Below are 24761 nucleotides of genomic sequence, written 5' to 3' on the forward strand. Positions count from 1 at the left end.
GTCTGCCATTATGGAACGGTTACTCGATAATCGCTCTTGTGGAACGGCCTGTTTCTAAAGAAAAACATAACTGTGAAAAAAATCACAAAAAAGTATTTACATCGAAAAAAAAGTGTTGTATGATGTGTATGTGAAATAATTAACAAATAACCATGACTCAGTAGGAGGAACATAATGGCTAAAATAATGGAAAAAGAAGAGACGAAAACTGTTGATGTACAAGCGATGATCGACGACTTGGCGACAAAAGCAAATGTTGCTTTGAAAGAAATGGAAAGTTTTGATCAAGAAAAAGTAGATCACATTGTGCATGAAATGGCAATGGCTGCATTAGATCAGCACATGCCTCTAGCAAAAATGGCTGTAGAAGAAACTGGCCGTGGCATCTATGAAGATAAAGCAATCAAAAATATGTATGCTTCAGAATATATTTGGAACAGTATCAAATATGACAAAACTGTCGGAGTAATCAATGAAGACACTCAAAAAGGATTGATTGAGATTGCTGAACCAGTCGGCGTCGTTTGTGGAGTAACACCAACAACAAACCCAACTTCAACAACGATCTTTAAATCAATGATCGCTTTGAAAACCAGAAACCCAATCGTTTTTGCTTTCCATCCAAGCGCTCAAAAATGTTCCGCTGAGGCAGCAAGAGTCGTTCGTGATGCAGCCATCGCAGCAGGTGCGCCAGAAAACTGTATCCAATGGATCGAGCATCCATCGATCGATGCGACTTCAATGTTGATGAACCACCCAGGAATTGCGATCGTATTAGCAACTGGTGGTGCAGGCATGGTAAAATCCGCTTATTCAACTGGTAAACCAGCTTTAGGTGTTGGACCGGGTAACGTTCCTGCATATATCGAAAAAACAGCAAAAGTAAAACGTGCAGTAAATGACTTGATCGTATCAAAAACATTCGATAACGGAATGATTTGTGCTTCTGAACAAGCAGTCATCGTAGATAAAGAAATCTATGCAGCCGTAAAAGCAGAATTCCAAGCACACCAAGTTTACTTCGTTAAACCAGCAGAGCTTTCAAAATTAGAAGATGCTGTCATGAATGAAGGTAAATACGCTGTAAATCCTGCAATCGTGGGACATTCAGCAATGGATATCGCAAAATTAGCAGGGATCAATGTACCAGAAGGAACCAAATTATTAGTGGCAGAATTAGAAGGCGTAGGGCCTGATTATCCACTTTCACGTGAGAAACTTTCACCAGTTTTAGCAATGGTCAAATCAAACAGTACAGAACATGCTTTCGAATTATGTGAAGGAATGTTGAACCTTGGTGGATTAGGACATACAGCTGTCATCCATTCAGAAAACGAAGAGTTGCATGTCCAATTCGGACTACGCATGAAAGCCTGCCGTATCTTAGTCAACACACCATCAGCAGAAGGCGGAATCGGAAATATCTACAACGAAATGATTCCATCATTGACACTAGGTTGTGGTTCATACGGAAAGAATTCTGTTTCAAGAAACGTATCAGCAGTCAACTTAATCAACGTCAAAACTGTAGCGAAACGGAGAAATAACATGCAATGGTTCAAATTACCACCAAAAATCTTCTTTGAAAAGAACTCTTTGCTTTACTTGGAAAAAATGGAAAACGTCGAACGTGTCATGATCGTTTGTGACCCAGGTATGGTCCAATTCGGCTACTGTGACACTGTAAGAGAAGTATTAGCACGTCGCAAAAATGATGTGAAAATCGAGATCTTCTCAGATGTTGAACCAAACCCTTCAACAAACACAGTTTACGCTGGTACAAAAATGATGGCGGACTTCAAACCAGATACAGTGATCGCTCTTGGGGGCGGATCAGCAATGGATGCGGCAAAAGGCATGTGGATGTTCTATGAGCACCCAGATACTTCATTCTTTGGTGCAAAACAAAAATTCTTAGATATCCGTAAACGTACGTACAAGATCGACAAACCTGAAAAAACTCAGTTTGTATGTATCCCAACAACATCAGGAACAGGTTCAGAAGTGACACCATTTGCGGTAATCACAGATAGCGAAACACACGTGAAATATCCGTTAGCTGACTACGCATTAACACCAGACGTGGCGATCGTTGACCCACAATTTGTTATGTCAGTTCCCGCTTCAGTTACAGCTGATACAGGTATGGACGTCTTGACACATGCCATCGAATCTTATGTATCTGTGATGGCTTCTGATTACACTCGTGGTTTAAGTTTACAAGCAATCAAATTAGTCTTCGACTACTTGGAAAAATCAGTGAAAACACCAGATATGGAATCACGCGAAAAAATGCATAATGCGTCAACAATGGCTGGTATGGCCTTTGCGAATGCTTTCTTAGGAATTTGTCACTCAGTTGCGCATAAGATCGGTGGAGAATACGGTATCCCTCATGGACGTACAAATGCGATCCTATTACCGCATATCATCCGCTACAATGCGAAAGATCCACAAAAACATGCGATGTTCCCTAAATATGACTACTTCCGTGCGGATACAGACTACGCGGATATCGCGAAGTTCTTAGGTTTGAAAGGGAAAACAACAGCAGAGCTTGTAGAAGCATTAGCAACAGCTGTTAGCGACTTAGGAAAATCTGTTGGTATCGACATGAGCTTGAGAGCGCAAGGCGTGACGCAAGAAACATTAGACACAACAGTTGATCGCATGGCTGAATTAGCGTATGAAGATCAATGTACAACAGCCAATCCAAAAGAACCATTGATCAGTGAATTGAAACAAATCATTATCGACGCATATAATGCGTAATTCATAACTAAAAGTTGTCCCAACAACGAATCAAGCATGAGAGAATCTTCTCACTTGGTTCGTTGTTTTTTCTTTTTAATATAATGATTATCAAGCGATACATCAGAAGAATTTACGAAAATAATTGTTGTAGAATCGCTCAATATGTTGTTAGAAGAGAAAAATGTCGTAGCTTTTTTTTCTGATATCTAAAAAAAGAAGTATTAGATAACTCGAATAATAGGCATTTTGATGAATATGCTATGCTACTATTTTCTATAAAAAAGGAGATGAGATCTTGAAGAAATATATTGTTACTTTGTTGATTGCATGTGTCGTTTCTCTTGGACTATCCTTTCTTTTGGAACGAGAAATCTTACGTAACATTGGCATCGGCTTACTTTTGATCGGAATTGCACTTTCTGGAACAGCAGTTTCAGGGGATCGCATGCGAGCGAATCAGGAAAATAGCGAGTTGGGTTTTCGTAAGAACTACTTTTGGTTTCCTTTACTTGCATGTTTGCCATTTTTTATGGTGTATACATTTTTATAAACGGTTGATTTTGAAGCCATGACGAGCGGTAGGCGTCATGGTTTTTCTTTTGATAGGGCTCTTTTTTACAGGAAACCCATTAATAATCTCGTTATGTCAATTTTAGATAGTTTTTGTTCAAATGATGCTATTTATTGAGAAAGCGTTTACTGATATATTAACAACATAGAATGAAAGCGTTTAAAAAGGAGAGGGAAAATTGATTATTAAAGAGGAACTATTTGTACAGAAAGAAGTTGTGGAAGAAACAATCGATCGATTAGTGGAGAACTTGACGACGATCAACGATGATTCAGGGGAATTTTTATTGGATTTTGATGGGTTAAAGGTGGATGACAAAAGTTGGTCTGTTTGGAATTGGCCACAGGGTGTAGGGCTATACGGTATCTACAAAAATTATCAGTTGACTAAAAATCCTCGTGCGGCGGAAGTGGTGAAAGAATGGTTTGCAGAAAGGATGCAAGAAGGCGCACCGCCAAAGAACGTCAATACGATGGCACCAATCCTCACGATGGCATTTTTATATGAGGAGACGGGTGATACACGCTACTTGCCTTACTTGCAGCAATGGGCAGAATGGGTCATGAATGATATGCCACGGACAGAGGAAGACGGATTACAGCACGCGACATATGGACCAGAAAATAAGAATCAATTGTGGGATGATACGTTGATGATGACGGTTTTACCATTAGCCAAAATCGGTAAGCTCCTAGATCGTCCAGAATACCTAGAGGAAGCCAGATACCAATTTATGATCCACATCAAATATTTGATGGATAAACGTACAGGTCTTTGGTACCACGGGTGGACCTTTGAAGGTAATCATAATTATGCGGAAGCATTTTGGGGGAGGGGAAATTGTTGGCTGACGATTGCGATTCCTGAAATCATCGCGATTCTTGAACTGAAAGAAGGCGATGCTTTCCGTAAATTATTAATCGAAACTCTAGAGGCACAAGTAAAAACCTTAGCAGATCATCAATCAGCAAGTGGCTTGTGGCATACCTTGATCGATGATCCAACCTCATACTTAGAATCATCTGCGACAGCAGGTTTTGCTTACGGTATTTTAAAAGCAGTGCATGAGCGCTATTTGTCTAAGAAATATTTAGAGATCGCCTATCGTGCGATCCAAGGATTGCTTGAGCAAGTAGATGAAACTGGCGAAGTCCAAAATGTTTCGGTAGGTACAGGGATGGGCGATGATCTAGAGTTTTACCGTACGATCGGCAAGACAGCGATGCCTTATGGCCAATCGTTACTTGTATTATGTCTGACAGAATTACTTGTGTCATATTGTTAATCGAAAGGAGAAAAAAATGAAAAAAACACTTGCTTTTGCTTTTTGTTTACTGGGAATCCTCGGTTTGAGTGGTTGTGGTAGTCAGTCAAGTGTCGGTGTTGTCGCAAATGCAGAGGAAGAAGCAACGATTACTTTACGTTTTGCTTATGCCAGTAATAGTCAGCCGGTCATTGATGCAATGAATAAATTCGGAGAGTTAGTAGAAGAAAAAACAGCTGGCTCAGTCAAAGTAAAATATTTTCCTGATGGTCAATTGGGGGGAGAACGTGAATTGATCGAATTGACTCAATCAGGTGCGATTGATTTTACGAAAGTCAGTGCCTCTGCGTTAGAAAGTTTTTCTAAAGTCTATTCGATTTTTTCAGTTCCTTACTTGTTCAATGATGAGCAACATTTCTTCAATGTCATGGAGAACGAAGAAATCATGCAACCCATTTATCAATCAACGACAGATTTAGGTTTTTCTGGTCTCACCTATTATGATTCAGGGCAACGTAGTTTTTATATGGTCGATGGACCGATCCACACACCGGATGATCTAAAAGGGAAAAAAATCCGAGTGATGCAAAGTGAAACGGCCATTAGAATGGTGGAACTACTAGGTGGATCACCTGTGCCAATGGGCAGTGACGAAGTATATACTTCGCTACAGTCAAACTTGATCAACGGATCAGAGAACAATGAATTTGTTTTGTATACAGCCGGGCATGGTGGTGTAGCCAAGTATTATTCCTATGATGAGCATACACGAGTACCGGATATCATCATCATGAACGATGCGATCAAAGAACGTTTGACTACTGAACAACAACAAGCAATCGAAGAAGCGGCGAAAGAATCAACGATTTTTGAAATCGAAGCATTCGCTCAAGCAATCGAAGAAGAAAAAAGAGTAGCAACGGAAGAATATGGCGTCCAGTTCAATGAAGTGGACAATACGCCATTTCGTGAAGCAGTCGCACCGTTGCATGACGAATTCAAAAATCATCCAGATTTTCAAACGCTTTACCGAATGATCCAAGAAGAAGGGGTGTAATCGATGAAAAAAGGAATCAGTCGGCTGTTAGAATTTCTAGGAGCATGTCTGTTGATCGGTATGATCATCATTGTCTTATGGCAAGTATTCTCGCGAACGATTTTGGGTAATCCAAATACTGTAACAGAAGAATTAGTGCGTTTTGGGTTAGTCTGGTTTGCGATGCTATCTTCCGCTTATGTAGTGGGTCAAAAAGGGCACTTAGCAGTTACGCTGTTAAGTGAGAAACTGACTGGCACAAAAGCGAATGTATTGGAAATCGTCGTTCAGTGTCTTTTTCTGGCTTTTGCAATCACGATCATGGTTTATGGTGGTTGGAATGCTGTGACATTGACGATGGGGCAAATTTCCCCTTCATTAGGGATTCCGATGGGCTATGTCTATTTATCGGTGCCGGTCTCAGGTGTTTTGATCATTATCTACAGTTTGATAAATTTGATTGAAGCAATGAATGGGAAGTCTGTCGTTCAGGAAAAGGGATAGGAGGAATTTGATGGCTTTAGAAGCAGGTGCAATTTTATTTTTTGTTTTTGTCTTTTTATTGATTGTTGGAATGCCCATTGCAATCAGTATCGCTTTTTCATCGATGCTCACGTTGTTATTAGTGATCCCCTTTGATGTCGCAGCGTTTAGTTCTGCGCAAAAAATGGTCGGGAGTATCAATAGTTTCTCATTGATTGCCATTCCATTTTTCGTTTTTTCAGGAATCATTATGAACCATGGTGGGATTGCCAAGAAATTAGTTGATTTTGCTATGTTGTTTGTTGGTCGGATACCTGGGTCCTTGGCCCATACGAATGTTTTAGGAAACGCATTGTTCGGCTCAATCTCCAGTTCGGCGATTGCTGCTTCGACAGCGATTGGTGGGGTGCTGATCCCGCAACAAGTAGAAGAAGGGTACGATCGTAAATTTGCGACAGCAGTCAATATTGCTTCGGCACCTACAGGGATGGTGATCCCACCAAGTACAGCCTTTATCATGTATTCTTTAGTTGCCGGAGGCGCTTCGATTTCAGCTCTATTTATGGGTGGCTATTTAGTGGGAGCTTTGTGGTCGTTAGGAATCATGCTCGTTGCATTTGTAGTGGCGAAGAAAAATAAATATCCGACAGTACCAAAAGGACAAGGAAAGCAAGTCGGAAAAGTGTTAAAAGAAGCAATCCCAAGTTTAGCTTTGATCGTTATCATCATTGGTGGTATTTTAACAGGGTTCTTCACAGCTATCGAAGCATCTGCGATTGCGGTATTGTATTCTTTATTGATCTCCATGTTCTTCTACAAGACAGTGAAACTACAAGATATACCAAAGATGTTGGTACAAGCCGTGGCGATGTCGGGAACGATCATGTTTTTATTAGCGACGTCTTCCATGATGTCATTTGCTATGGCATTTACTGGGATACCTCAAGCAATCAGCAGTCTGATCATTGGAGTTACTGATAATCGCTTCATTATTTTATTATTGATCAATATCATTTTGTTACTTGTTGGGATGTTTATGGATGTCGCGCCAGCGATTTTGATTTTTACTCCGATTTTCTTGCCTATCGCGACAAGTGTTGGTGTGGATCCAGTCCATTATGGCTTATTTTCGATCATGAATCTTTGTGTCGGTTCCATTACCCCGCCAGTAGGTACCGGACTATATGTAGGAGCGAGTGTTGGTGGAGTTAAAGCAGAAGCGATGTTAAAGCCACTGTTACCATTTTACGGTGTCATATTAGCAGTTTTATTGTTGATTACGTATTTCCCACAAATCGTGATGTGGTTACCGGATCTATTAGGATAAAGGAGAAGCCATTTTTTATTTAGATGGTCGTCAGTTTACGATACAACCAGGAAATGTTTTGTTGATCCATTCAAGAGATCTGCATCGGATCGTTCGTCAATCAACTGACGTATTCGAGCGTGTCTACATGTTTATCACCCCTGCATTCTTAGAGAGTCGTTCCACCAAGTGGTCCAATCTATCCGCCTGTTTTTGGCCGATCGGTGAACGCCGAAGCCGGATATTACATATTGAACCACAAGTACTAAAAGAAAAACTTTCTTTTATCGACCAAACGTTGGATCGAAAAGATTATGGTGCAGATATTCGTTATGAACAAGCGCTAGTCGAATATTTGATTTTTCTCAACCGTATGGTACAGATCGAAGAACATATTTCGGAAGAAAATTTCACTGTGCCGAATGAACGGTTAGAAAAAATGCTCCAATTTGTCGCAAAGAATTTGAGTGAACCACTCTCCCTTAAACAAATGGAAAAAGAATTCTTCATCAGTAAATATCATGTGACTCGCGAATTCAAAAAACATACTGGTTTTACCTTTCATCAATACGTGATGAAGAAAAAACTACTTTATTCAAAACAACTATTAAGAGAGTACGGCAGCTCAAGTTCCGTTTATAGTAAATGTGGTTTCGCTTCTTATCCTCACTATTTACGCGCATTCAAAACCGAATTTGGCGTAACTCCCAAAGAATTTTTGAAAAAAGATCTGGCAGGAGAGTTTGTTCATTATACGCATTATGAAGAAGAAAACAAAGATCCCTTTTAAATTATTGTTCTTTCCGATATAATTTCCTATATAGAAATAGGAGAGTGGAATATGGAAAACAAAAAACCTTATGGAACCGTTCTAATCAAAGCTTCACATATTTTAGATTATCTAGCAGAGCATCCAGATGCTTCATTACAAGAAATTGCGAAAGGTATCGACATGACGTCTTCTACTACATTAAAAATTTTAGATACGTTATCCTTGATTGGTTATGTAAATAAAAATCAAGAAAAAAATTATCGTTTAGGCGGAAAACTGGTCCGATATGCAAACAAAAATATCGATCAAATCGATCTAGTTGAACGCACTTTGCCATTTTTGGAAAAACTACAACAAACAATTGATGAAACCATTCATCTAGGTATTTTAGACAACAACGAGATTCTCTATGTCAATAAGTTGGACCCTAAAAATCAAACGATCCGTATGTCTTCAAAAATCGGTATCACGAGACCTTTATATAGTTCAGCAATGGGGAAAGCCGTCTTGGCGCATTTTACGGAAGAGCAATATCAACAGTATATTGAAAAATGTCCTCTGATCCCATTCACTGAATATACGATTACCAATCCGTTAAAACTAAAAAAAGAGATCCAGCAAGTCAAACAAACAAAAATCGCCTTCGATGATGAAGAAGTCGAAAAAGATATTTTTTGCATCGGTACCTCTTTAATTCATGAGAACCAAGTGGTTGGAGCGTTTAGTGTCAGTATGCCGAAATACCGATTAAGTGAAGAAAGCAAAGCTCAAATCATTCAAACGATCCTGCAAACGAAAGAAGAAATCGAAAAAACTTTTGAAAAAAACTAAAAAGCGTTTGCATTTTTTTATTCCTGCCGTATAATGAAGATGTAAATTTCTTTATTGTAAACTATAATTTCCAAATAAGAAATGGGTGGGAAAATGAAAAAAATGGATATCTTATCTCGTTTGAAACAAGCGGGAGTTATTGCAGTCGTACGAGGAGCAACAAATGAAGAAGCGCTGAATGCTTGTCACGCGATTATCAAAGGCGGACTAACTGGCATTGAGTTGACCTTCACCGTGCCACAAGCAGATCGGGTAATTAAAGAACTAGTAGAAACATACAAAGACCAACAGGATGTGGTGATCGGTGCAGGGACAGTGTTGGATGCTATTACTGCGCGTTTAGCGATTTTAGCAGGTGCTGAGTATATCGTCAGCCCCTGTTTTGATCAGGAAACCGCAGAACTATGCAATTTATACCAAATCCCTTATTTACCAGGATGTATGACGATCGATGAAATCAAAACAGCGCTAAAAAGTGGCGTAGACATCGTCAAACTATTTCCTGGAAGTGCTTTCGGTCCAAGTATCATCTCTGCATTCAAAGCGCCGATGCCTTATGTCAATATCATGCCTACTGGTGGGGTCAGTTTAGAAAACATGCAAGAATGGTTTGAGGCAGGCGTGATCACTGTTGGTGTTGGTGGGAACTTGTTGGCTCCAGCAGCTCATGGCGATTTTGAGGAAGTGACAAAAGTCGCACAACAATATGCGGCAAAAATGAAAGAAATTACGAGGTAACCGCTCATGGGAAGAGTCGTGACACTCGGAGAGATCATGCTACGCTTGTCGACAGAACAGGGACAACGGTTACAAGACAGTGATCATTTTTGCGCGCATTATGGCGGTGGGGAAGCGAATGTCGCGATCTCATTAGCAAATTATGGACATACGGTTTCGTTCATGTCAAAAGTCCCAGAACATTCCCTGGGTCTGGCAGTCGAAAAACACTTACGAAGCTATGGGGTAGATACTAGTCTACTGCTGAAAGGCGGCCCTCGGCTTGGCACATATTATATGGAAACAGGGATCGGTGAACGTGCGGCTTCAGTCATTTATGATCGTGCCGGTTCCAGTTTCGCGGTGATGGATTGCTTGGAATGGTCATTGGAGGACTGTTTCAAGGGAGTTGATCTATTCCATGTTTCAGGAATCACACCGGCATTATCAGAAAAGTGGCGAGGGTTGACAAAAGAACTCATGGAAGCAGCCAAACAAGCAGGCTGTCAAATCAGTTTTGATATCAATTATCGGGGCAAGTTGTGGACACAACAAGAAGCGGGTAAAGCGTTAGAACAATTATTACCACTCGTGGATATTTGTTCAGCCGGTGAGATGGATGCGCTTTATTTGTTAGGGATAGCAAAAGCACCTGAAACGACAGTAAATCCACTTATTTATTATTACGAAAAAATGCAAGAAAGATTTCCCAACATCCAAACGTTTTACTCAACCAAACGTACGGTGCATTCAGCGAGTGAAAATGATCTACAAGGTACTTTGTGGATGAAGGATAGCTATTTCGAATCGCCCCTTCATCAAGTCACTTCGATCGTTGATCGTGTGGGTGGAGGAGATGCGTTTGCTGGGGGATTGCTTCATGGAATTTTAGAAGAGATGCAACCACAAGCAATTATTGATTTTGCGACAGCAGCCTCTGCGTTGAAACACACGATCCATGGAGATTGCAACCAATTCAATCAAGCAGAAGTTGCTAGTTTTATCGCTAGCGGTTCTGGAAAAATCATTCGATAAAGGAGAGTCTAACAACATGCAAGAAATGGAAACACGTTATACACATAGCCCAGAGGATATCCGTCATTATTCAACAGAACAATTGAGAAATGAATTTTTGGTAGAGAAAGTATTTGTTCCAGGGAAAATCAGTCTTACTTATACGCACAATGATCGTATGATCTTCGGCGGTGTAACACCAACAACTAGTCCATTAGAAATCAAACTAGATAAAGAACTAGGTGTTACTTATTTCTTAGAACGTCGCGAGCTTGGTGTGATCAACATCGGCGGACCTGGATTCATTGAAATCGACGGTGAAAAAGAAGAAATGAAGAAACAAGATGGGTATTACATCGGTAAAGAAACGGAGCATGTAGTCTTCTCCTCTGTAGATCCAGAGAATCCTGCAAAATTTTACATCAGTTCTGTGCCAGCACATCACAAATATCCAAATGTAAAAATCAGCATCGATCAAGTGAAACCCATGGAAACAGGCGAAGGCGTCACATTGAATGAGCGTAAAATCTACCAATATATCCATCCAAACGTCTGTGAAAGCTGTCAATTACAGATGGGTTATACCATTTTAGAACCGGGTAGTTCATGGAACACGATGCCTTGCCATACGCATGAACGTCGCATGGAAGCGTATGTTTACTTTGATTATGCAAATGAAGATACACGTGTGTTCCATATGATGGGTAAACCAGATGAAACCAAACATTTAGTCGTAGATAATGAACAAGCCGTGATTTCACCAAGCTGGTCGATCCACTCAGGTGTTGGCACAAGCAATTATTCGTTTATCTGGGCAATGTGTGGGGAAAATATCACCTATACAGATATGGATATGGTATCAATGGATCAATTGAAATAGGAAAGGAAGATAAAAATGTCATTCAATATGGATATGTTTCGTTTAGACAATAAAGTCGCTTTAATCACCGGTGCGGTATACGGAATCGGTTTTGAGATCGCTCGCTCATTAGCAGAAGCTGGAGCGACGATCGTCTTCAATAATTTAACTCAGGAATCAGTAGATGAAGGGATTGCCAACTACAAAGAAATTGGCATTGAAGCAAAAGGCTATGTTTGTGATGTGACGGATGAGTCAGCAGTACAAGCAATGGTCAAACAAATCAAATCAGAAGTTGGTCCAATCGATATCTTGGTCAACAATGCAGGCATCATCAAACGTACACCAATGATCGAAATGGATGCGGCGGATTTCCGTCAAGTCATCGACGTAGACTTGAACGCACCATTTATCATGTCGAAAGCAGTCATCCCGGATATGATTGAAAAAGGTGGCGGGAAAATCATCAATATTTGTTCAATGATGAGTGAACTTGGCCGTGAGACAGTAAGTGCTTATGCTGCTGCTAAAGGCGGATTAAAAATGTTGACGAAAAACATTGCTTCAGAATATGGTCAGTACAACATTCAATGTAATGGGATCGGACCTGGCTATATCGCGACGCCGCAAACAGCGCCATTAAGAGAAACACAAGAAAACGGGGAGCGTCATCCATTTGACCAATTCATCGTTGGGCGTACACCAGCTGCTCGTTGGGGCGACCCAATCGACTTAGCTGGCCCATCTGTCTTCCTAGCATCACGTGCCTCTGATTTTGTTAACGGACATATCTTGTATGTAGATGGCGGTATCTTAGCTTATATTGGAAAACAACCATAATAAACAAAAAATGGCGAGTGCATACGATGCACTCGTCATTTTTATTTGCGTCGACCATATGTTGATAATGGGATGTCTCTGGCTTCACACCATTCTTTGACAGGGCCAGACAAAATCAAGGATTGTTTGGTTAAATCACTTGTTTTTGTTGCACCGACCATAGCATAGAGCATTCGTAGTTCTTCTTGCCACTGTGCCATAAGAGCAATCGTCTCCTCGATCCCGTGTGTCATGTAGTGCGTCAAGATCGTTCCGGAAATCCCTACAGCGTTCGCACCAAGACACAATGCTTTAAAGATATCATAAGCATTTCGTATGCCACCCGAAGCGATGATTTCGACATGTGTATTCGCTTCGTTTGCTTCAAGTAAGGAGGACACAGTAGACTGTCCCCAATCCGTCAAATAAGCCAATTCACGCTTTTTACGTCGAGCATTTTCGATTTGTGTGAAGCTTGTTCCGCTACGTCCACTGACATCAATCGTCTTGATACCTAGTTCAGACAATTCAATGATGGTTTCCCTCGTCATCCCAAAGCCCACTTCTTTTACGATCACTGGCACATCAAGGGTTTGTTGGATTTCTGCAATCAGTTCTTTCCATTGCGAAAAATCGCGATCCCCTTCAGGCATGACTAATTCTTGTGGTGCATTTAAATGGATCTGTAACGCATCCGCTTGGAAGAGTTCTACAGCTTCTTGGGCACGTGCGACAGAAGTACCAGCACCGACATTCGCTAAAATCTTCCCTTCAGGATAGACATCTCGCATCACCGTATAAGAATCTTCCAAGGAAGGATCTTTCAAGGCGGCGCTGACAGAACCGGTAGCAATCATCAACCCAGCACTTTTAGCAATCTGTGCAAGGTCATGATTGATCTTTTTTGTTTTTTCACTACCGCCAGTCATGGCATTGATATAGAAAGGACTAGAAAGAGTAAAACCTGCAACTTCTGTTTTCAAAGACACGTCATCAACCTTGCTTTGTGGAAGTGGACGATGGACAAGTCGAACGAAGTCAAATTCATTTATCTGTTTGTTGTGAAATGCTTTAGCTAATGATACATGTTCATCTTTTCGATTCATAACTTGTCCTCTTTCTGTTGATGGTAGACATGTAATGGAAGCGGGGTGATCTCAGCTTCTTCCCAAGCACTCATCAATGGAAGGATACCTGATTTTTGGTCCACGATCACGATGCCACAATCCCCACCGCCAGCGCCAGAAGATTTCGCCGCACCTTCAAATTGTTCAGCTAAACAACACAGTTTATTTAATGCTGGTGTTTCGATCAACACACCAGTGATGGCAGACAGATCACGCAATAATTCACGATTTTTACGAATCATTTCTTGGATCAAAGCAACATCGTTTTCTTTAAAACCTTGGATCATCGTGTTGACGCAAAGCGTACTATCTTCAAGGAATTGTTGATACGCCGCCATTTTATCTTCACGAGAGCGATGTACTTGGTCCACTAAGTCGGAAGTAGAGGCAGGACTACCGGTCCAACCAATCAATAAACGGAGATCTTCCGGAGTGTGTAAGGATTCAATAGATAAACCAGGCCAATCAAGCGCTAATAATTCACTGATCGTTTTACTTGATTCTTGTTCTTTGAGCCATTGGTGGTCAAAAGTGGAGAAGGCGATCCAACCACCATAACAGCTAGCCGCAATATCGCCACAAGAACCATTGTCTTGGACAGCTAGATTAGCTAAGGCTGCAATTTTAAAAATCTCAAGCTGAGATAAATTCAGTGCGTAAAATTGGTTCAATGCTCGAACCGTCGCTACCGCTACTGCGCCACTAGAACCTAGTCCATACTTTCTGCCGTTTGAGCTATCTAATTCACTGGTTACCTTCAAATCATAAAATGAAAGAAGAATGTTTTTTTCCTGTGCATATTTCTCAGTTAAACGTATAGCAGCAAGGATATAATGGAACGGGTTTTCACGGATATCTAGAACAAGTTCGCCTTTTCGTCTTGTCCAACGCACAGGCATCTCGCTATATTGTGCAGATTGGATACTTCCTACTTTCCGAGCAGCTTCCACTGTTACTGTGACGAATTGATCGACTGCCACGATGATTGCAGGATGCCCCGTTTCGACAACTGCGTATTCTCCAGCGATATAAAGTTTTCCAGGTGCAGATACTTCAACCATAACAATCTCCCTTTATTCAATAATCGTGATTCCTTGCCCAGCATGAGCAAGAATCACTTGTTGACGGCTAAATAATTCAATGAATTTTGCTTGAACAGCCGTTTGATTTTTCTTTTCAACTAATACTTTGACGTTTGGACCTGCATCCATCGTGAAATAGCAAGGAATGCCTGAAGCACGTAGTTCACGAACTGCTTGCATCGCCTTCAGACTATCTGGAGACCAGTAGGTGAAGGGTGGATTAGCCGCTAACGTGGTGCCGTGCATTTTTAACCCGTTTCGCTCCATGACTTCGCCCACTGTTTGGAACGACTTTTCAGCGATTGCTTGTTTCAGCTCCATTAGATCTGTTTCGACTGAATCAAGCCACCCTTGATAAAAATGCGAAGTTTCCACTGTTCGACGCATCCCATCACGACTAGATACATCTTTTTGTTGATCATTGATCAATACAAATACCATGGCGAGTTCGTCTTCAAATCCATTAGAAGGGATTTGTTGCGCATATGAAGTTTGGTCATCATGCCCTTTTTCCCATTCCACGAAGCCACCAAAAATACTACGACAAGCCGAACCAGAACCCCGACGAGCGAGTCTGGACAGGGCTTGTTTATCCAATTCTAGTCCTAGGGCTTCATTACAGGCGCCAGCTAACGCAGCTAGACCGCTTGCAGAAGAAGCTAAACCTGCGGCTGTTGGAACAAAGTTATGGCTGATCACTTTTGCGCGTTTGTTTGTATTCGCTTGTATGCGTACAAGATCAAGGAAGCGACTGATTTTTTTTGTTGCTGCTTCTGTTTGTAATTCATGATCTAAATAGAACAGATCGTCTGTGAACGAATCTGAAAAAATCACTTCGGTTTCTGTATAAAAGGCATCGAGAGTGAGAGATAAACTGTTGTTCATCGGAAGAATCAATTCTTCGTTTTCCTTGCCCCAATATTTGATCAAGGCGATATTTGTATAAGCACGGGCTTTACCACTAAGCATAGGTATGTACTCCTAATCCTTGAATCCAAGTTTCAGCTGCGCCTGCTTGTATTAGTGCGTGGCTGATTTCTTGAGCTTCTGTTTTTGTTTGTGCTAAAGCAATCATACATCCACCACGTCCGCCACCGGTCAATTTTGCACCTAAAGCGCCAGCAGTATGTGCGGTAGCGATCAGAGTGTCTAAAAAGTCATTACTGATCGTCAAACTTTTTAGAATGCGCTGGGCATCATTCATTGCTTCAGCTAGCTTTTCTGGTGAGTTGTCGATAATTGCTTTTTTAGCTTGTTTCGTCAAGTATCCTAGTTGTTGGATTTTTTGTCCAGTTTTCTGCGCATCTTTTTCAAAAAGGTGAGCCACATCTTTCACCGCTGCACGTGTTTGACCTTTGATTCCCGTATCAGCAACGATCAAAAAAGCATCGATATTCAACGCAAAATAATCAAAAGGATGGCCTTTTGTAAAATAAATCGGTTCGTATCCACTTGTTGCGGCAGCATCGATTCCACTGGGGTTTCCATGTGCGATTTTTTCAGAAACTTGCACATGTGCCAATAATTGTTCTCGTGATAATGGCAACTCATAGGCAGAATAAAAAGCTCGTGTGATCGCAGTGGCTACAGCTGCACTGGAACCCATCCCACGTTCTGCAGGGATGGTGCTTTCAATTGTTAAACGCAATGTGTCTTGCACATGGTAGTGAGTTTTCAGTCCAGCAATCAGCTGTTTGATATTGTTCAACGCATGTGGTGCGTCATTTAAATTTCCTATATAGTAGGAAGAAATAAGTTGATCTTTATTGAATGATGGGAGTGCTTCAAGTGTAGCCGTTACTTTTGTTGCATAAAACGGAAAGGCAATGGCAGGCTCGCCGTAAACGACAGCATGCTCACCCATTAAAATCAGTTTTCCACTCGATTCCCCTTGGCCATGAATTGCCATAGTACAACTCCTTCTTTTCCTCTGAGAGTAGCTTTTAAACAAAAAATAAAGCGCCTATTACTACGTGCGCGATGTTTGTCCAAAAAAACAGTCCTTCTTTATTTTACTAAAACCAGTCAAGAAGTAAAATAAAGAATACGATTTCTCGACAAAAAACGTGATTTTCTTAATAAAATTTTGGTTTTTCATAGGAAAGAAACTTGTCGATTTCGTTTGACACCACAAGATATTGGGGTTATATTTAGAAACATGAGAAAAAAACACTGTATTTAGTGGGAGAAGTGAGTTGGAGGGAAATGAGTGTGATTGTTTTAGCAGGAACGATAGGGGCAGGGAAATCAAGCTTAACAAAAATGATTGCTGACCATTTTAAGAGTCAGGCCTTTTATGAATCAATCGATGACAACGAAGTATTGCCTTTGTTTTATGCAAACCCTGAACAATATGCGTTTTTATTGCAAATTTATTTTTTGAATAAGCGATTTGCAAGTATCAAGCAAGCGATGCAAGAGGATAACAATGTGTTAGATCGTTCGATCTATGAGGATTCATTATTATTTCATTTAAATGCAGATCTTGGTCGAGCGACAGCAACAGAAGTCCAAGTCTACGATGAATTATTGGCGAACATGATGGAAGAATTGCCCTATGCGGCATCGAAAAAACATCCCGATCTATTGGTTCATATTCGCGTATCTTTTTCAACCATGTTAGAACGGATCGAAAAAAGAGGGCGGGCATATGAGCAACTTTCTTTTGATCCTAGTCTCTATGAGTACTATCAAGAATTGAATCGCCGTTATGATGAATGGTATGAAGCTTATGATGAAAGTCCTAAGATTCAAATCGACGGTGACTGCTTGAACTTTGTGGAAGATGAAGCAGCGAGAGTGCAAGTGTTACAAATGATCGAAGAAAAACTAACGGAGATCCGTGAAGAAATCAGCGTATAAAAATGTTCTGACTGAAGTGGAACTTTGAATGGTCCAAATAAAAAATCACAAAAAAGAGGCAACCACAAATGAGTGGTTGCCTCTTGCTTATTTCAATCGTTGTTTAGTCGAACAAAGGGTAGTGAGTTGATTTATTTAGGGTAGAATAATGAGTGAGCAATTCCTGGTGCCCAGTTTGTATCACCGTAGTTCAAGTGAGACTGCCAAGTAATATAAGTCACACCATTGTGGACAACTTCTTCACCGGCTGTATAAGAAACAGGTGAGAAGAAGCTTCCTACTGTCCATTGACGTCCAGTAACGACTTCACCGCCGCCGTTTCCGCCATCGCCCCCGTTTTCGTCACCGCCGCCATTTTCATCGCGGTCAGTTGTGATTGTTAATGTGTTACTTGCATCTGAAACATCGCCTTCATTGCTGATTGCGCGTACTACAAATGAGTATTGTGTTTCAGCTTTTAAGCCTTCTACTTCAAAAACAGTTTCAGTTGTTGAACCAATTACTTGGCCATCACGCAAGATTTCGTATTCTTTGATTCCTTTTGAGTGAGTAGAAGCTCCCCACATCAATGAAACGCTAGAACTTGTCTGACCCATTGAGTGTAAGTGGCTAGGTGCAGTTGGTTTTTCTTCTGTAGTTTCAGATAAAGTTGTAACAGATAAAGCTGTTCTTTCAGAAACTAGACCTGTTTGTCCAACTGCTTCGATTTCATATTTATATGTAGTTTCTGCAGTTAGGTTTTGATCACTGAAATCTGGTGAAGCTGTGTTTCCTAATAATTGACCATCACGGTAAACGTTGAATGATGAAGCATTTGCTTGTCCGTCCCAAGTCAATTGAGTTGTTGAAGAAGTTACGTTAGTAGTACGAACGTTACGTGGTGCTGTTGGTGCTACTGGAATTGCTGAATCACCTTTCAAGTTCACATCGATTACTTGGTAGAATGCCATTGCTGTATCATCTACATCCCAAACTGCTAGAACAACATGATAACCAAGACGGTCATTAGGGATGTTCACTGAGTGTGATGGATTTGTTGCAGCTTGAGCCCCACCATGGTTGATCGTTGTTAACAATTCAAAATCGCTACGATCTAACTGATCATTTGGATTCCAATCAGCTTTTGTGATGTAGTAATGCCATTTAGTGGTGCTGTGTGATTGTGTATAGCGCCAAGTGAATGTATTAGGACCTGTGTTCAAGTCTTGTTTTGTCCACATAGTCGAAGTTTGACGGTCTAAGTTGAAGTTGTTTCCAACTGCACCGCTTGCAGAAGCAATCTGTCCGTCAGCAGGACCAGCTGCTGGGTAGCCTTTCAATGCTTCTAATGATTGTGGTTCATAGATTACTGGACCGTATTTTGCTAATGCAGAATCGTGATTAATTAGACGGTCGCGGTGTCCTTGATAAGAACGACTGATCGGTGACTGCACATAACCGTGAGCTGAAACGTCTTGTCCTCCGATAGATAAACCTACTCCTAATAAAACGCTAGAGCATAGAACTGTTGCTAAAATTTGCTTTTTCATGTTTCCCTCCATAGATAAAATGATATTTTTAGATAACTAATAAGGTCGATGAGTATGACTCGTTCGATGTGCCTCGTTGTTATCTGTATTTAATATTATCAGAGAATTGCACTATTGAATAATCTGTTTATACCGAACATTAGGTAAAATTGGGTCTTGACGTCAAATGAGGGTGTTTTTATCCAAAACATGAATAAATATTGATTTAAAGGCATTTTTATTGTCTTTTTTATTTGTTATTAGTTATTTATTTTGTATAATAAATAACAATAAAAAAATAAAAAGATAAAATTTTATTCTAATTGAGAAAGCTTGGAATGGCGCTTATAGTTATTTTTTGACGTTTGATTATTTTTAAAATATATCTTTTTATTGACTGTTTTAGTCCTTTTTTGTAGATTTGATCATCAATTTTTTGGTTTGAGATTGTGAAAGGAGTGTTCGGTCTTATTATCGAAAAAAGTCAATTTAGAATATCGTTTATTTGGATTCAAGAGTTTCGAGATGACTAAATACTACATCTCAAGCAATTCTATATATTTTATCTATTTATAGAAGGAACTGGATACGAAGAGGGAGAGAATGTGTTTTACAATCTGTGATAATGGATGAGCACTTTGAAAAACTAGCACCTGTATAATTCGTCTCGAATGTTACAGGTGCTAGCTTATTTTTGAGGCAAAGAAAGTTGTTCTAGCCTCAGTTTTATAGGGTTTTGTTTACGTGGAATGTTTTCTATATTATCGTTTTAATTATGTTTATAAGGTTTATTTTATTTAGGATAGAATAAGGCATGAGCAATTCCGGGTGCCCAGTTTGTATCTCCGTAGTTCAAGTGAGATTGCCAAGTGATGTATGTTACACCGTTGTGAACAACTTCTTCGCCTGCTGTATAAGAAACCGGTGCGAATAAGCTTCCTACTGTCCATTGACGTCCTGGAGTGACTTCGCCACCACCGTCGCCGCCATTGTCATCGTGATCTGTCGTAATAGATAACGCATTGCTTGCATCAGATAGTTCATCCGTATTGCTGACTGCGCGAACCACGAATGAGTAGGCAGTGTTTGCAGCTAATCCAGACACTTCGTATGCTGTTTCTTTTGTTGAACCAATCAATTGATTGTTACGGTAGATGTTGTATTGTTTGATTCCTTTTGAATGAGTAGAAGCGCCCCACATCAATGAAACACTTGAACTTGTTTGACCCATTGAGTGTAAGTGAGTCGGTGTAGTTGGTTTTTCTTGTGCATTTTCTGTTGCAGTTTTTACTGTCAAAGCTGTCTTAGCAGAGACTAAGCCAGTTTGTCCAACTGCTTCGATTTCATAGTTATAAGAAGTATCCGCAGTTAAGTTTGTATCATTGAAATCTGGCGATGATGTATTTCCGATCAATGCGCCATCGCGATAAACATTATAAGATGCAGTATTCGCTTGACTATTCCAAGCTAATTGGACAGTTGAAGAAGTTACATTCGTCGCACGCACGTTTTGTGGTGCTGTTGGTGCTACTGGAATCGCAGAATCACCTTTCAAGTTGACATCGACTACTTGATAGAAGGCACCGCCTGTATCATGAATGTCCCATACAGCTAAAACAACATGATAACCGATACGGTCGTTTGGAATGTTGACTGTGTGGTTACGATTATTTGCAGAAGCAGTTCCATCATGTTGGATTTCTGTAATCAACTCTAAATCGCTGCGTTTCAGTGGTGCATTCGGGTTCCAACCTACTTTAGTAATATAATAATGCCATTTAGTTGTACGGTGAGATTGTGTATAGCGCCATCTGAATGTGTTCGCTCCTGTTTCTAAGTTTTGTCTTGTCCACATTGTTTCTGTTTGGTTGTCTAATACAAAGCTTCGTTGAACAGCTCCGTTGGCAGAAGCGATGCGACCGTCGACAGGACCTCTTTCCGGGAATCCTTTACCGGCTTCTAATGATTGCGGTTCGTAAACCACAGGACCATACTTAGCTATTGCAGCAGCTAAGTTGACGTTGCGGTCTAAGTGCCCTTGATACGCACGACTGATCGGTGATTCAACATAACCGTGAGCAGAAGCGTCTTGTTCCCCGATCGCTAAGCTTGCTCCAAATAAAATCCCCGAGCATAAAACGGTACCCAAAATTTGTTTTTTCATTTTTCCCTCCATATGTAAATAAGATTTAGATAACGCATAATAAAAGACGAGTTTCGTAATTATCTCTTTATCGTGTTATCTGGAATTAAGATTATCAAAAAAAACGAATAGTTACGAATCAGTTTATACCGATGTGTAGGTAAAAAGAATAATAGAAACATAAATAATATGATTTGTTATAACGTTGATTTTTTAGGGGTTTTTTTACCGTTTTTGGAAAATAAGAACATTTTTTTATAAAAAAATATTTCTTTGTATTAAGAATCAAATGATTTTCCCTAGATTATATTTTAGTTATCTTAAAATAAAAGAAGTGGAATTATATAAAACGTAAATGAGGTAGTAGCAGTAGGGGGACAGATTCGATTGGTGATAAGCGAAGCAACAAAAATGTCTAATTACTGAGCTGTATGTGAAGAAGAATTGCTACGATTAAATAGAAAAAAGTGAAGAAACGATTGACAAAAAGAAATAGATTTGGTATGATAATTAAGTTGAGAAATAAAAGCAGAAGCACCCGCTTCTCGCCTTAGTTGATACAGTCACTGGGCTAGATAGTTTTCATCTATATGTAGTATAGGTGGAGTACGTGCGGGTTCTATCAAGAGAACTCGTTTTTTTATTGCCGTTCATTCGGTAAGCTTTTCTTTCTCTCATAATATTTGGAGGTGAATGACCATAGCAAAGGATATGATGGTTAACGACGGCATTCGTGCACGTGAATTACGATTGATCGGTTCAGATGGTGAGCAATTAGGAGTTAAGTCAAAAGCAGAAGCATTGCAAATTGCAGAACAATCAAACTTGGATCTTGTGTTAGTTGCTCCAGGTGCGAAACCACCAGTAGCGCGAATCATGGACTACGGAAAATACCGTTTCGAGCAACAAAAGAAAGACCGCGAAGCGCGTAAAAAACAAAAAGTGATCAATGTAAAAGAAGTTCGTTTAAGTCCAACGATTGATTTGAATGACTTCAATACAAAACTTCGTAATGCACGTAAGTTCTTAGAGAAAGGCGATAAAGTGAAAGCTTCTATCCGTTTCAAAGGCCGTGCCATTACCCACAAAGAAATTGGTCAAAAAGTCTTGGATCGCTTAGCTGAAGAAACTGCTGATATTGCAACAGTGGAACAAAAAGCGAAAATGGACGGACGCAGCATGTTCTTGACGCTGGCACCGAAAAACGACAGTAAGTAATTTGAATGACTAACTGATTGTTGGACAGTCAATAGTCGGATAACGAAAGATTTTGAGGAGGAAATATAGTCATGCCAAAACAAAAAACACACCGCGGATCAGCAAAACGTTTCAAACGTACTGGTAAAGGCGGATTGAAACGCTTCCGTGCGTTTACAAGTCACCGTTTCCACGGTAAAACTAAAAAACAACGCCGTCAATTACGTAAAGCGCGCATGGTTTCTAGTGGCGATTTCAAACGTATTCGTCAACAACTAGCAAAAATGAAATAAGAACGTAAAATAACTGAAATTTAAAGATTTATTTTTATTAGGAGGAATTATACATGGCACGTGTAAAAGGTGGAACAGTAACTCGTAAACGTCGCAAAAAAATGCTGAAATTAGCAAAAGGTTACTACGGTTCAAAACACACTTTATTTAAAACAGCAAAAGAACAAGTAATGAATTCATACAACTACGCATATCGCGATCGTCGTCAAAAGAAACGCGACTTCCGTAAATTGTGGATCGCTCGTATCAACGCAGCGGCTCGTATGAATGGCTTAAGCTACTCAAAATTGATGCACGGTTTGAAATTAGCTGAAATCGACATCAACCGCAAAATGTTAGCTGACTTGGCTGTCCATGATGCAGCAGCATTTACTGCATTAGCTGACCAAGCAAAAAATGCTTTAGCTAAATAAGCGCTATAAAAAAACACATCCAGATTTTCTGGATGTGTTTTTTTATATCTATCAAACTTCAATAAAATTTCTGTTATATACAAATAGATTGAAATAACCAAATAGATAAAGTGCATGATATTTTTTTGAAAAGAAAGGTTACCATAGCTCATTTTTTATCTTAGATAATGAATCTTTGTATATAGTTATCTGACTGAAATGTTTTTTCAAAAAACATTTCAGTAGCTCGTAATGAATCTTTTTTAATCATATGTACTTATTCTGTCGTTAATATTTAATGAAAGCGATTTCTCGGTAGGGTAGAATAAGTCAACTGATATATCAGTGAGATGAAATAGAATGGAGTGAGTCTATGAGCGAAATGATTATTGGCATGTTGTTGATTTTGTCGTTCTTTTTTATGGTTTGGTATTGTGTCAAAGGACTTAATTTGATGGTTGGTTTAGCGATCATGGCGACGATTTGGATGGGATTGGCGCTGATTGGTAATTTTTTCTCACCGAATGCTGCAATGGAAGGACAGTCAGTCATTGATGTGTTGACCCATGTATATGCTACTGGTCCAGCGGAATATGCGAAATCGATTTTAGTGAATGTATTCTTTGGTGCGTTTTTTGGTCGAGTGTTGGTAGATAGTGGGATAGCGGCTACATTGATTCGAAAAGTCGTAGAGCTTGGCGGTGATAAACCGCGGATCACGATGAGCCTTTTGTGTCTTGTAACGTCAATTATTTTTATGTCGATGACCGGGATTGGTCCAGTGATTTCAATTGCCGTGATCGTTTTACCGATTTTGATGTCGTTAGGAATTACTGCACCTGTTGCTCTATTTGCATTCATGGGTTCGATCATGGCAGGGATCTTTGCAAATATTGTCAATTTCAAGCAATATCAAACAATCTATGCAGGTTTTAATTCTGCGGCTGAAAATTATACATACAATGATTACTTTCAAATCGGAATGATTGGCATGATCGTAAGTTTAGTAATCGTTCTACTTGTAGCTAATATATCAATGAACCCGAAGAAACGCTATGCAATGGCAGCTGAACTTCCACGAGAAGGTGGGGAAGCACCAATGATTTCTTGGTTGGCAGTCGTTATACCTGTATTAGGAGTAGTGGTGTTAGAAATCCCGATCATTCTTGGTTTTATGTTGGCAGGGATCTGGGCGTTGCTATTTACAGGGAAATTACGTGGGGGATACAAGGAGATTTGTCGGCAATTCGCTAAATTATTTACAGATGGAGCAACAGATGTAGCACCGATGGTTGGCTTTTTGATGACTTTAGCGATGTTCAATAATTCGGCGGTATATGCTTCTTCTTATTTCTCTGCAATTTTGGGAGACTTTATTCCTCAGACACCTTTTGTGTTAGCACTTGCCTTTGCATTGTTGACGCCTCTGGGTTTTTTCCGTGGTCCGTTGAGTCTAGTCGGTTCGGGATCAGCAATTTTAGCAGTAGTTTTAGCCGTCAATCCGACGATGCCCGTGGCCTTCTTATTTCCACTATTTGCGACGACGACCATTGCGCCACAGCATTTAGATATCACTCAATCCTGGATCGCATGGGGATTAGGGTATACAAAAGTTTCCTCTCGTGAATTCATGAAAAAATCGATTCCGACAGGGTGGGCGATCGGTGTGATCGTCTGTATCTTGACGTTGATCCTTTATGGTAATTTTTGATAGGTATAGAAAGTAAAAAA

At 40.1% G+C, this 24761-nt stretch carries 22 protein-coding genes, 1 pseudogene and 1 other annotated feature; of the genes and pseudogenes, 17 read left to right on the plus strand and 6 right to left on the minus strand.

What is annotated here, in order from left to right:
- The first annotated feature begins 174 nt into the window (after window positions 1-174).
- The 12 genes and pseudogenes from adhE to I2F89_RS01955 all read left to right on the plus strand — a co-directional run bounded on the left by adhE (window position 175) and on the right by I2F89_RS01955 (window position 12447).
- Window positions 175-2772, plus strand: coding sequence for a bifunctional acetaldehyde-CoA/alcohol dehydrogenase (gene adhE / locus I2F89_RS01900; RefSeq protein ID WP_019722420.1), 2598 nt, complete (start codon window positions 175-177; stop codon window positions 2770-2772).
- Window positions 2773-3049: 277 nt separating this feature from the next.
- Complete coding sequence (locus I2F89_RS01905) at window positions 3050-3304, plus strand: hypothetical protein (RefSeq protein WP_010736588.1); 255 nt, start codon at window positions 3050-3052, stop codon at window positions 3302-3304.
- 199 nt (window positions 3305-3503) lie between these two features.
- Window positions 3504-4610 carry a glycoside hydrolase family 88/105 protein gene (locus I2F89_RS01910; RefSeq protein WP_195513318.1) on the plus strand — a complete coding sequence of 369 codons (1107 nt, stop codon included), beginning with the start codon at window positions 3504-3506 and terminating at the stop codon, window positions 4608-4610.
- A 16-nt stretch (window positions 4611-4626) separates the two neighbouring features.
- Window positions 4627-5646 carry a TRAP transporter substrate-binding protein gene (gene dctP, locus I2F89_RS01915; RefSeq protein WP_071866133.1) on the plus strand — a complete coding sequence of 340 codons (1020 nt, stop codon included), beginning with the start codon at window positions 4627-4629 and terminating at the stop codon, window positions 5644-5646.
- Window positions 5647-5649: 3 nt separating this feature from the next.
- Window positions 5650-6129 carry a TRAP transporter small permease gene (locus tag I2F89_RS01920; RefSeq protein ID WP_071866134.1) on the plus strand — a complete coding sequence of 160 codons (480 nt, stop codon included), beginning with the start codon at window positions 5650-5652 and terminating at the stop codon, window positions 6127-6129.
- Between the two features lie 10 nt (window positions 6130-6139).
- A complete protein-coding gene (locus tag I2F89_RS01925) occupies window positions 6140-7435 on the plus strand; it encodes a TRAP transporter large permease (protein WP_071866135.1) in 1296 nt (431 codons plus the stop codon).
- Window positions 7434-8204: pseudogene (locus I2F89_RS01930) on the plus strand (AraC family transcriptional regulator); the annotation flags it as partial. The gene I2F89_RS01925 and the pseudogene I2F89_RS01930, both read left to right, overlap by 2 nt.
- 51 nt (window positions 8205-8255) lie before the next feature.
- Window positions 8256-9017, plus strand: a complete 762-nt coding sequence (locus tag I2F89_RS01935; RefSeq protein WP_071866138.1) for an IclR family transcriptional regulator — start codon at window positions 8256-8258, stop codon at window positions 9015-9017.
- A gap of 93 nt (window positions 9018-9110) precedes the next feature.
- The gene (locus I2F89_RS01940) at window positions 9111-9755 is read left to right on the plus strand and encodes a bifunctional 4-hydroxy-2-oxoglutarate aldolase/2-dehydro-3-deoxy-phosphogluconate aldolase (protein ID WP_195513319.1); all 645 of its coding nucleotides are present in this window, start codon (window positions 9111-9113) and stop codon (window positions 9753-9755) included.
- Window positions 9756-9761: 6 nt separating this feature from the next.
- Window positions 9762-10769 carry a sugar kinase gene (locus I2F89_RS01945; RefSeq protein ID WP_195513320.1) on the plus strand — a complete coding sequence of 336 codons (1008 nt, stop codon included), beginning with the start codon at window positions 9762-9764 and terminating at the stop codon, window positions 10767-10769.
- A gap of 16 nt (window positions 10770-10785) precedes the next feature.
- Window positions 10786-11628, plus strand: a complete 843-nt coding sequence (gene kduI, locus I2F89_RS01950; protein WP_071866140.1) for a 5-dehydro-4-deoxy-D-glucuronate isomerase — start codon at window positions 10786-10788, stop codon at window positions 11626-11628.
- Between the two features lie 15 nt (window positions 11629-11643).
- Window positions 11644-12447, plus strand: coding sequence for a gluconate 5-dehydrogenase (locus tag I2F89_RS01955; protein WP_074799601.1), 804 nt, complete (start codon window positions 11644-11646; stop codon window positions 12445-12447).
- Window positions 12448-12488: 41 nt separating this feature from the next.
- Here the strand turns inward: I2F89_RS01955 and fni are convergent, their stop codons facing one another.
- The 4 genes from fni to mvk are packed head-to-tail and all read right to left on the minus strand — an operon-like array spanning window position 12489 to window position 16544.
- Entirely contained in the window at window positions 12489-13532 is a 1044-nt protein-coding gene (gene fni / locus I2F89_RS01960) for a type 2 isopentenyl-diphosphate Delta-isomerase (protein WP_195513321.1), read from the minus strand.
- Window positions 13529-14614 carry a phosphomevalonate kinase gene (locus I2F89_RS01965; protein WP_019722409.1) on the minus strand — a complete coding sequence of 362 codons (1086 nt, stop codon included), beginning with the start codon at window positions 14612-14614 and terminating at the stop codon, window positions 13529-13531. Before I2F89_RS01965 ends, fni begins: the two co-directional genes overlap by 4 nt.
- A gap of 12 nt (window positions 14615-14626) precedes the next feature.
- Window positions 14627-15604, minus strand: coding sequence for a diphosphomevalonate decarboxylase (gene mvaD, locus I2F89_RS01970; protein ID WP_071866144.1), 978 nt, complete (start codon window positions 15602-15604; stop codon window positions 14627-14629).
- The gene (gene mvk / locus I2F89_RS01975) at window positions 15597-16544 is read right to left on the minus strand and encodes a mevalonate kinase (RefSeq protein WP_195513322.1); all 948 of its coding nucleotides are present in this window, start codon (window positions 16542-16544) and stop codon (window positions 15597-15599) included. Before mvk ends, mvaD begins: the two co-directional genes overlap by 8 nt.
- Window positions 16545-16840: 296 nt before the next feature.
- Here mvk and I2F89_RS01980 point away from each other — a divergent pair, with 296 nt between their 5' ends.
- Window positions 16841-17497: a deoxynucleoside kinase gene (locus I2F89_RS01980; protein WP_074799604.1), complete on the plus strand. Its 657-nt coding sequence runs from the start codon at window positions 16841-16843 to the stop codon at window positions 17495-17497.
- A gap of 131 nt (window positions 17498-17628) precedes the next feature.
- Here I2F89_RS01980 and I2F89_RS01985 read toward each other — a convergent pair whose 3' ends face one another.
- Together I2F89_RS01985 and I2F89_RS01990 are read right to left on the minus strand one after the other, a co-directional pair.
- Window positions 17629-19026, minus strand: a complete 1398-nt coding sequence (locus tag I2F89_RS01985; RefSeq protein ID WP_195513323.1) for a lytic polysaccharide monooxygenase — start codon at window positions 19024-19026, stop codon at window positions 17629-17631.
- A gap of 772 nt (window positions 19027-19798) precedes the next feature.
- Entirely contained in the window at window positions 19799-21169 is a 1371-nt protein-coding gene (locus I2F89_RS01990) for a lytic polysaccharide monooxygenase (protein ID WP_195513324.1), read from the minus strand.
- 499 nt (window positions 21170-21668) lie between these two features.
- Window positions 21669-21798: a sequence feature (ribosomal protein L20 leader region), on the plus strand.
- A 43-nt stretch (window positions 21799-21841) separates the two neighbouring features.
- Here I2F89_RS01990 and infC point away from each other — a divergent pair.
- From infC to I2F89_RS02010, 4 genes are all read left to right on the plus strand, one after another.
- The gene (gene infC / locus I2F89_RS01995) at window positions 21842-22366 is read left to right on the plus strand and encodes a translation initiation factor IF-3 (RefSeq protein ID WP_010736567.1); all 525 of its coding nucleotides are present in this window, start codon (window positions 21842-21844) and stop codon (window positions 22364-22366) included.
- 71 nt (window positions 22367-22437) lie between these two features.
- Window positions 22438-22638 (plus strand): 50S ribosomal protein L35, encoded by a 201-nt coding sequence (gene rpmI, locus I2F89_RS02000; protein WP_010736566.1) that lies wholly within the window; start codon window positions 22438-22440, stop codon window positions 22636-22638.
- Between the two features lie 53 nt (window positions 22639-22691).
- Window positions 22692-23051 carry a 50S ribosomal protein L20 gene (rplT, locus tag I2F89_RS02005; protein WP_086335334.1) on the plus strand — a complete coding sequence of 120 codons (360 nt, stop codon included), beginning with the start codon at window positions 22692-22694 and terminating at the stop codon, window positions 23049-23051.
- Window positions 23052-23403: 352 nt separating this feature from the next.
- Window positions 23404-24741 carry a citrate transporter gene (locus I2F89_RS02010; protein ID WP_074799608.1) on the plus strand — a complete coding sequence of 446 codons (1338 nt, stop codon included), beginning with the start codon at window positions 23404-23406 and terminating at the stop codon, window positions 24739-24741.
- The last annotated feature ends 20 nt before the right edge of the window (window positions 24742-24761 follow it).

The sequence above is a fragment of the Enterococcus sp. 1001283B150225_161107_E12 genome (genome assembly GCF_015556925.1).
GTDB lineage: Bacteria > Bacillota > Bacilli > Lactobacillales > Enterococcaceae > Enterococcus_B > Enterococcus_B mundtii.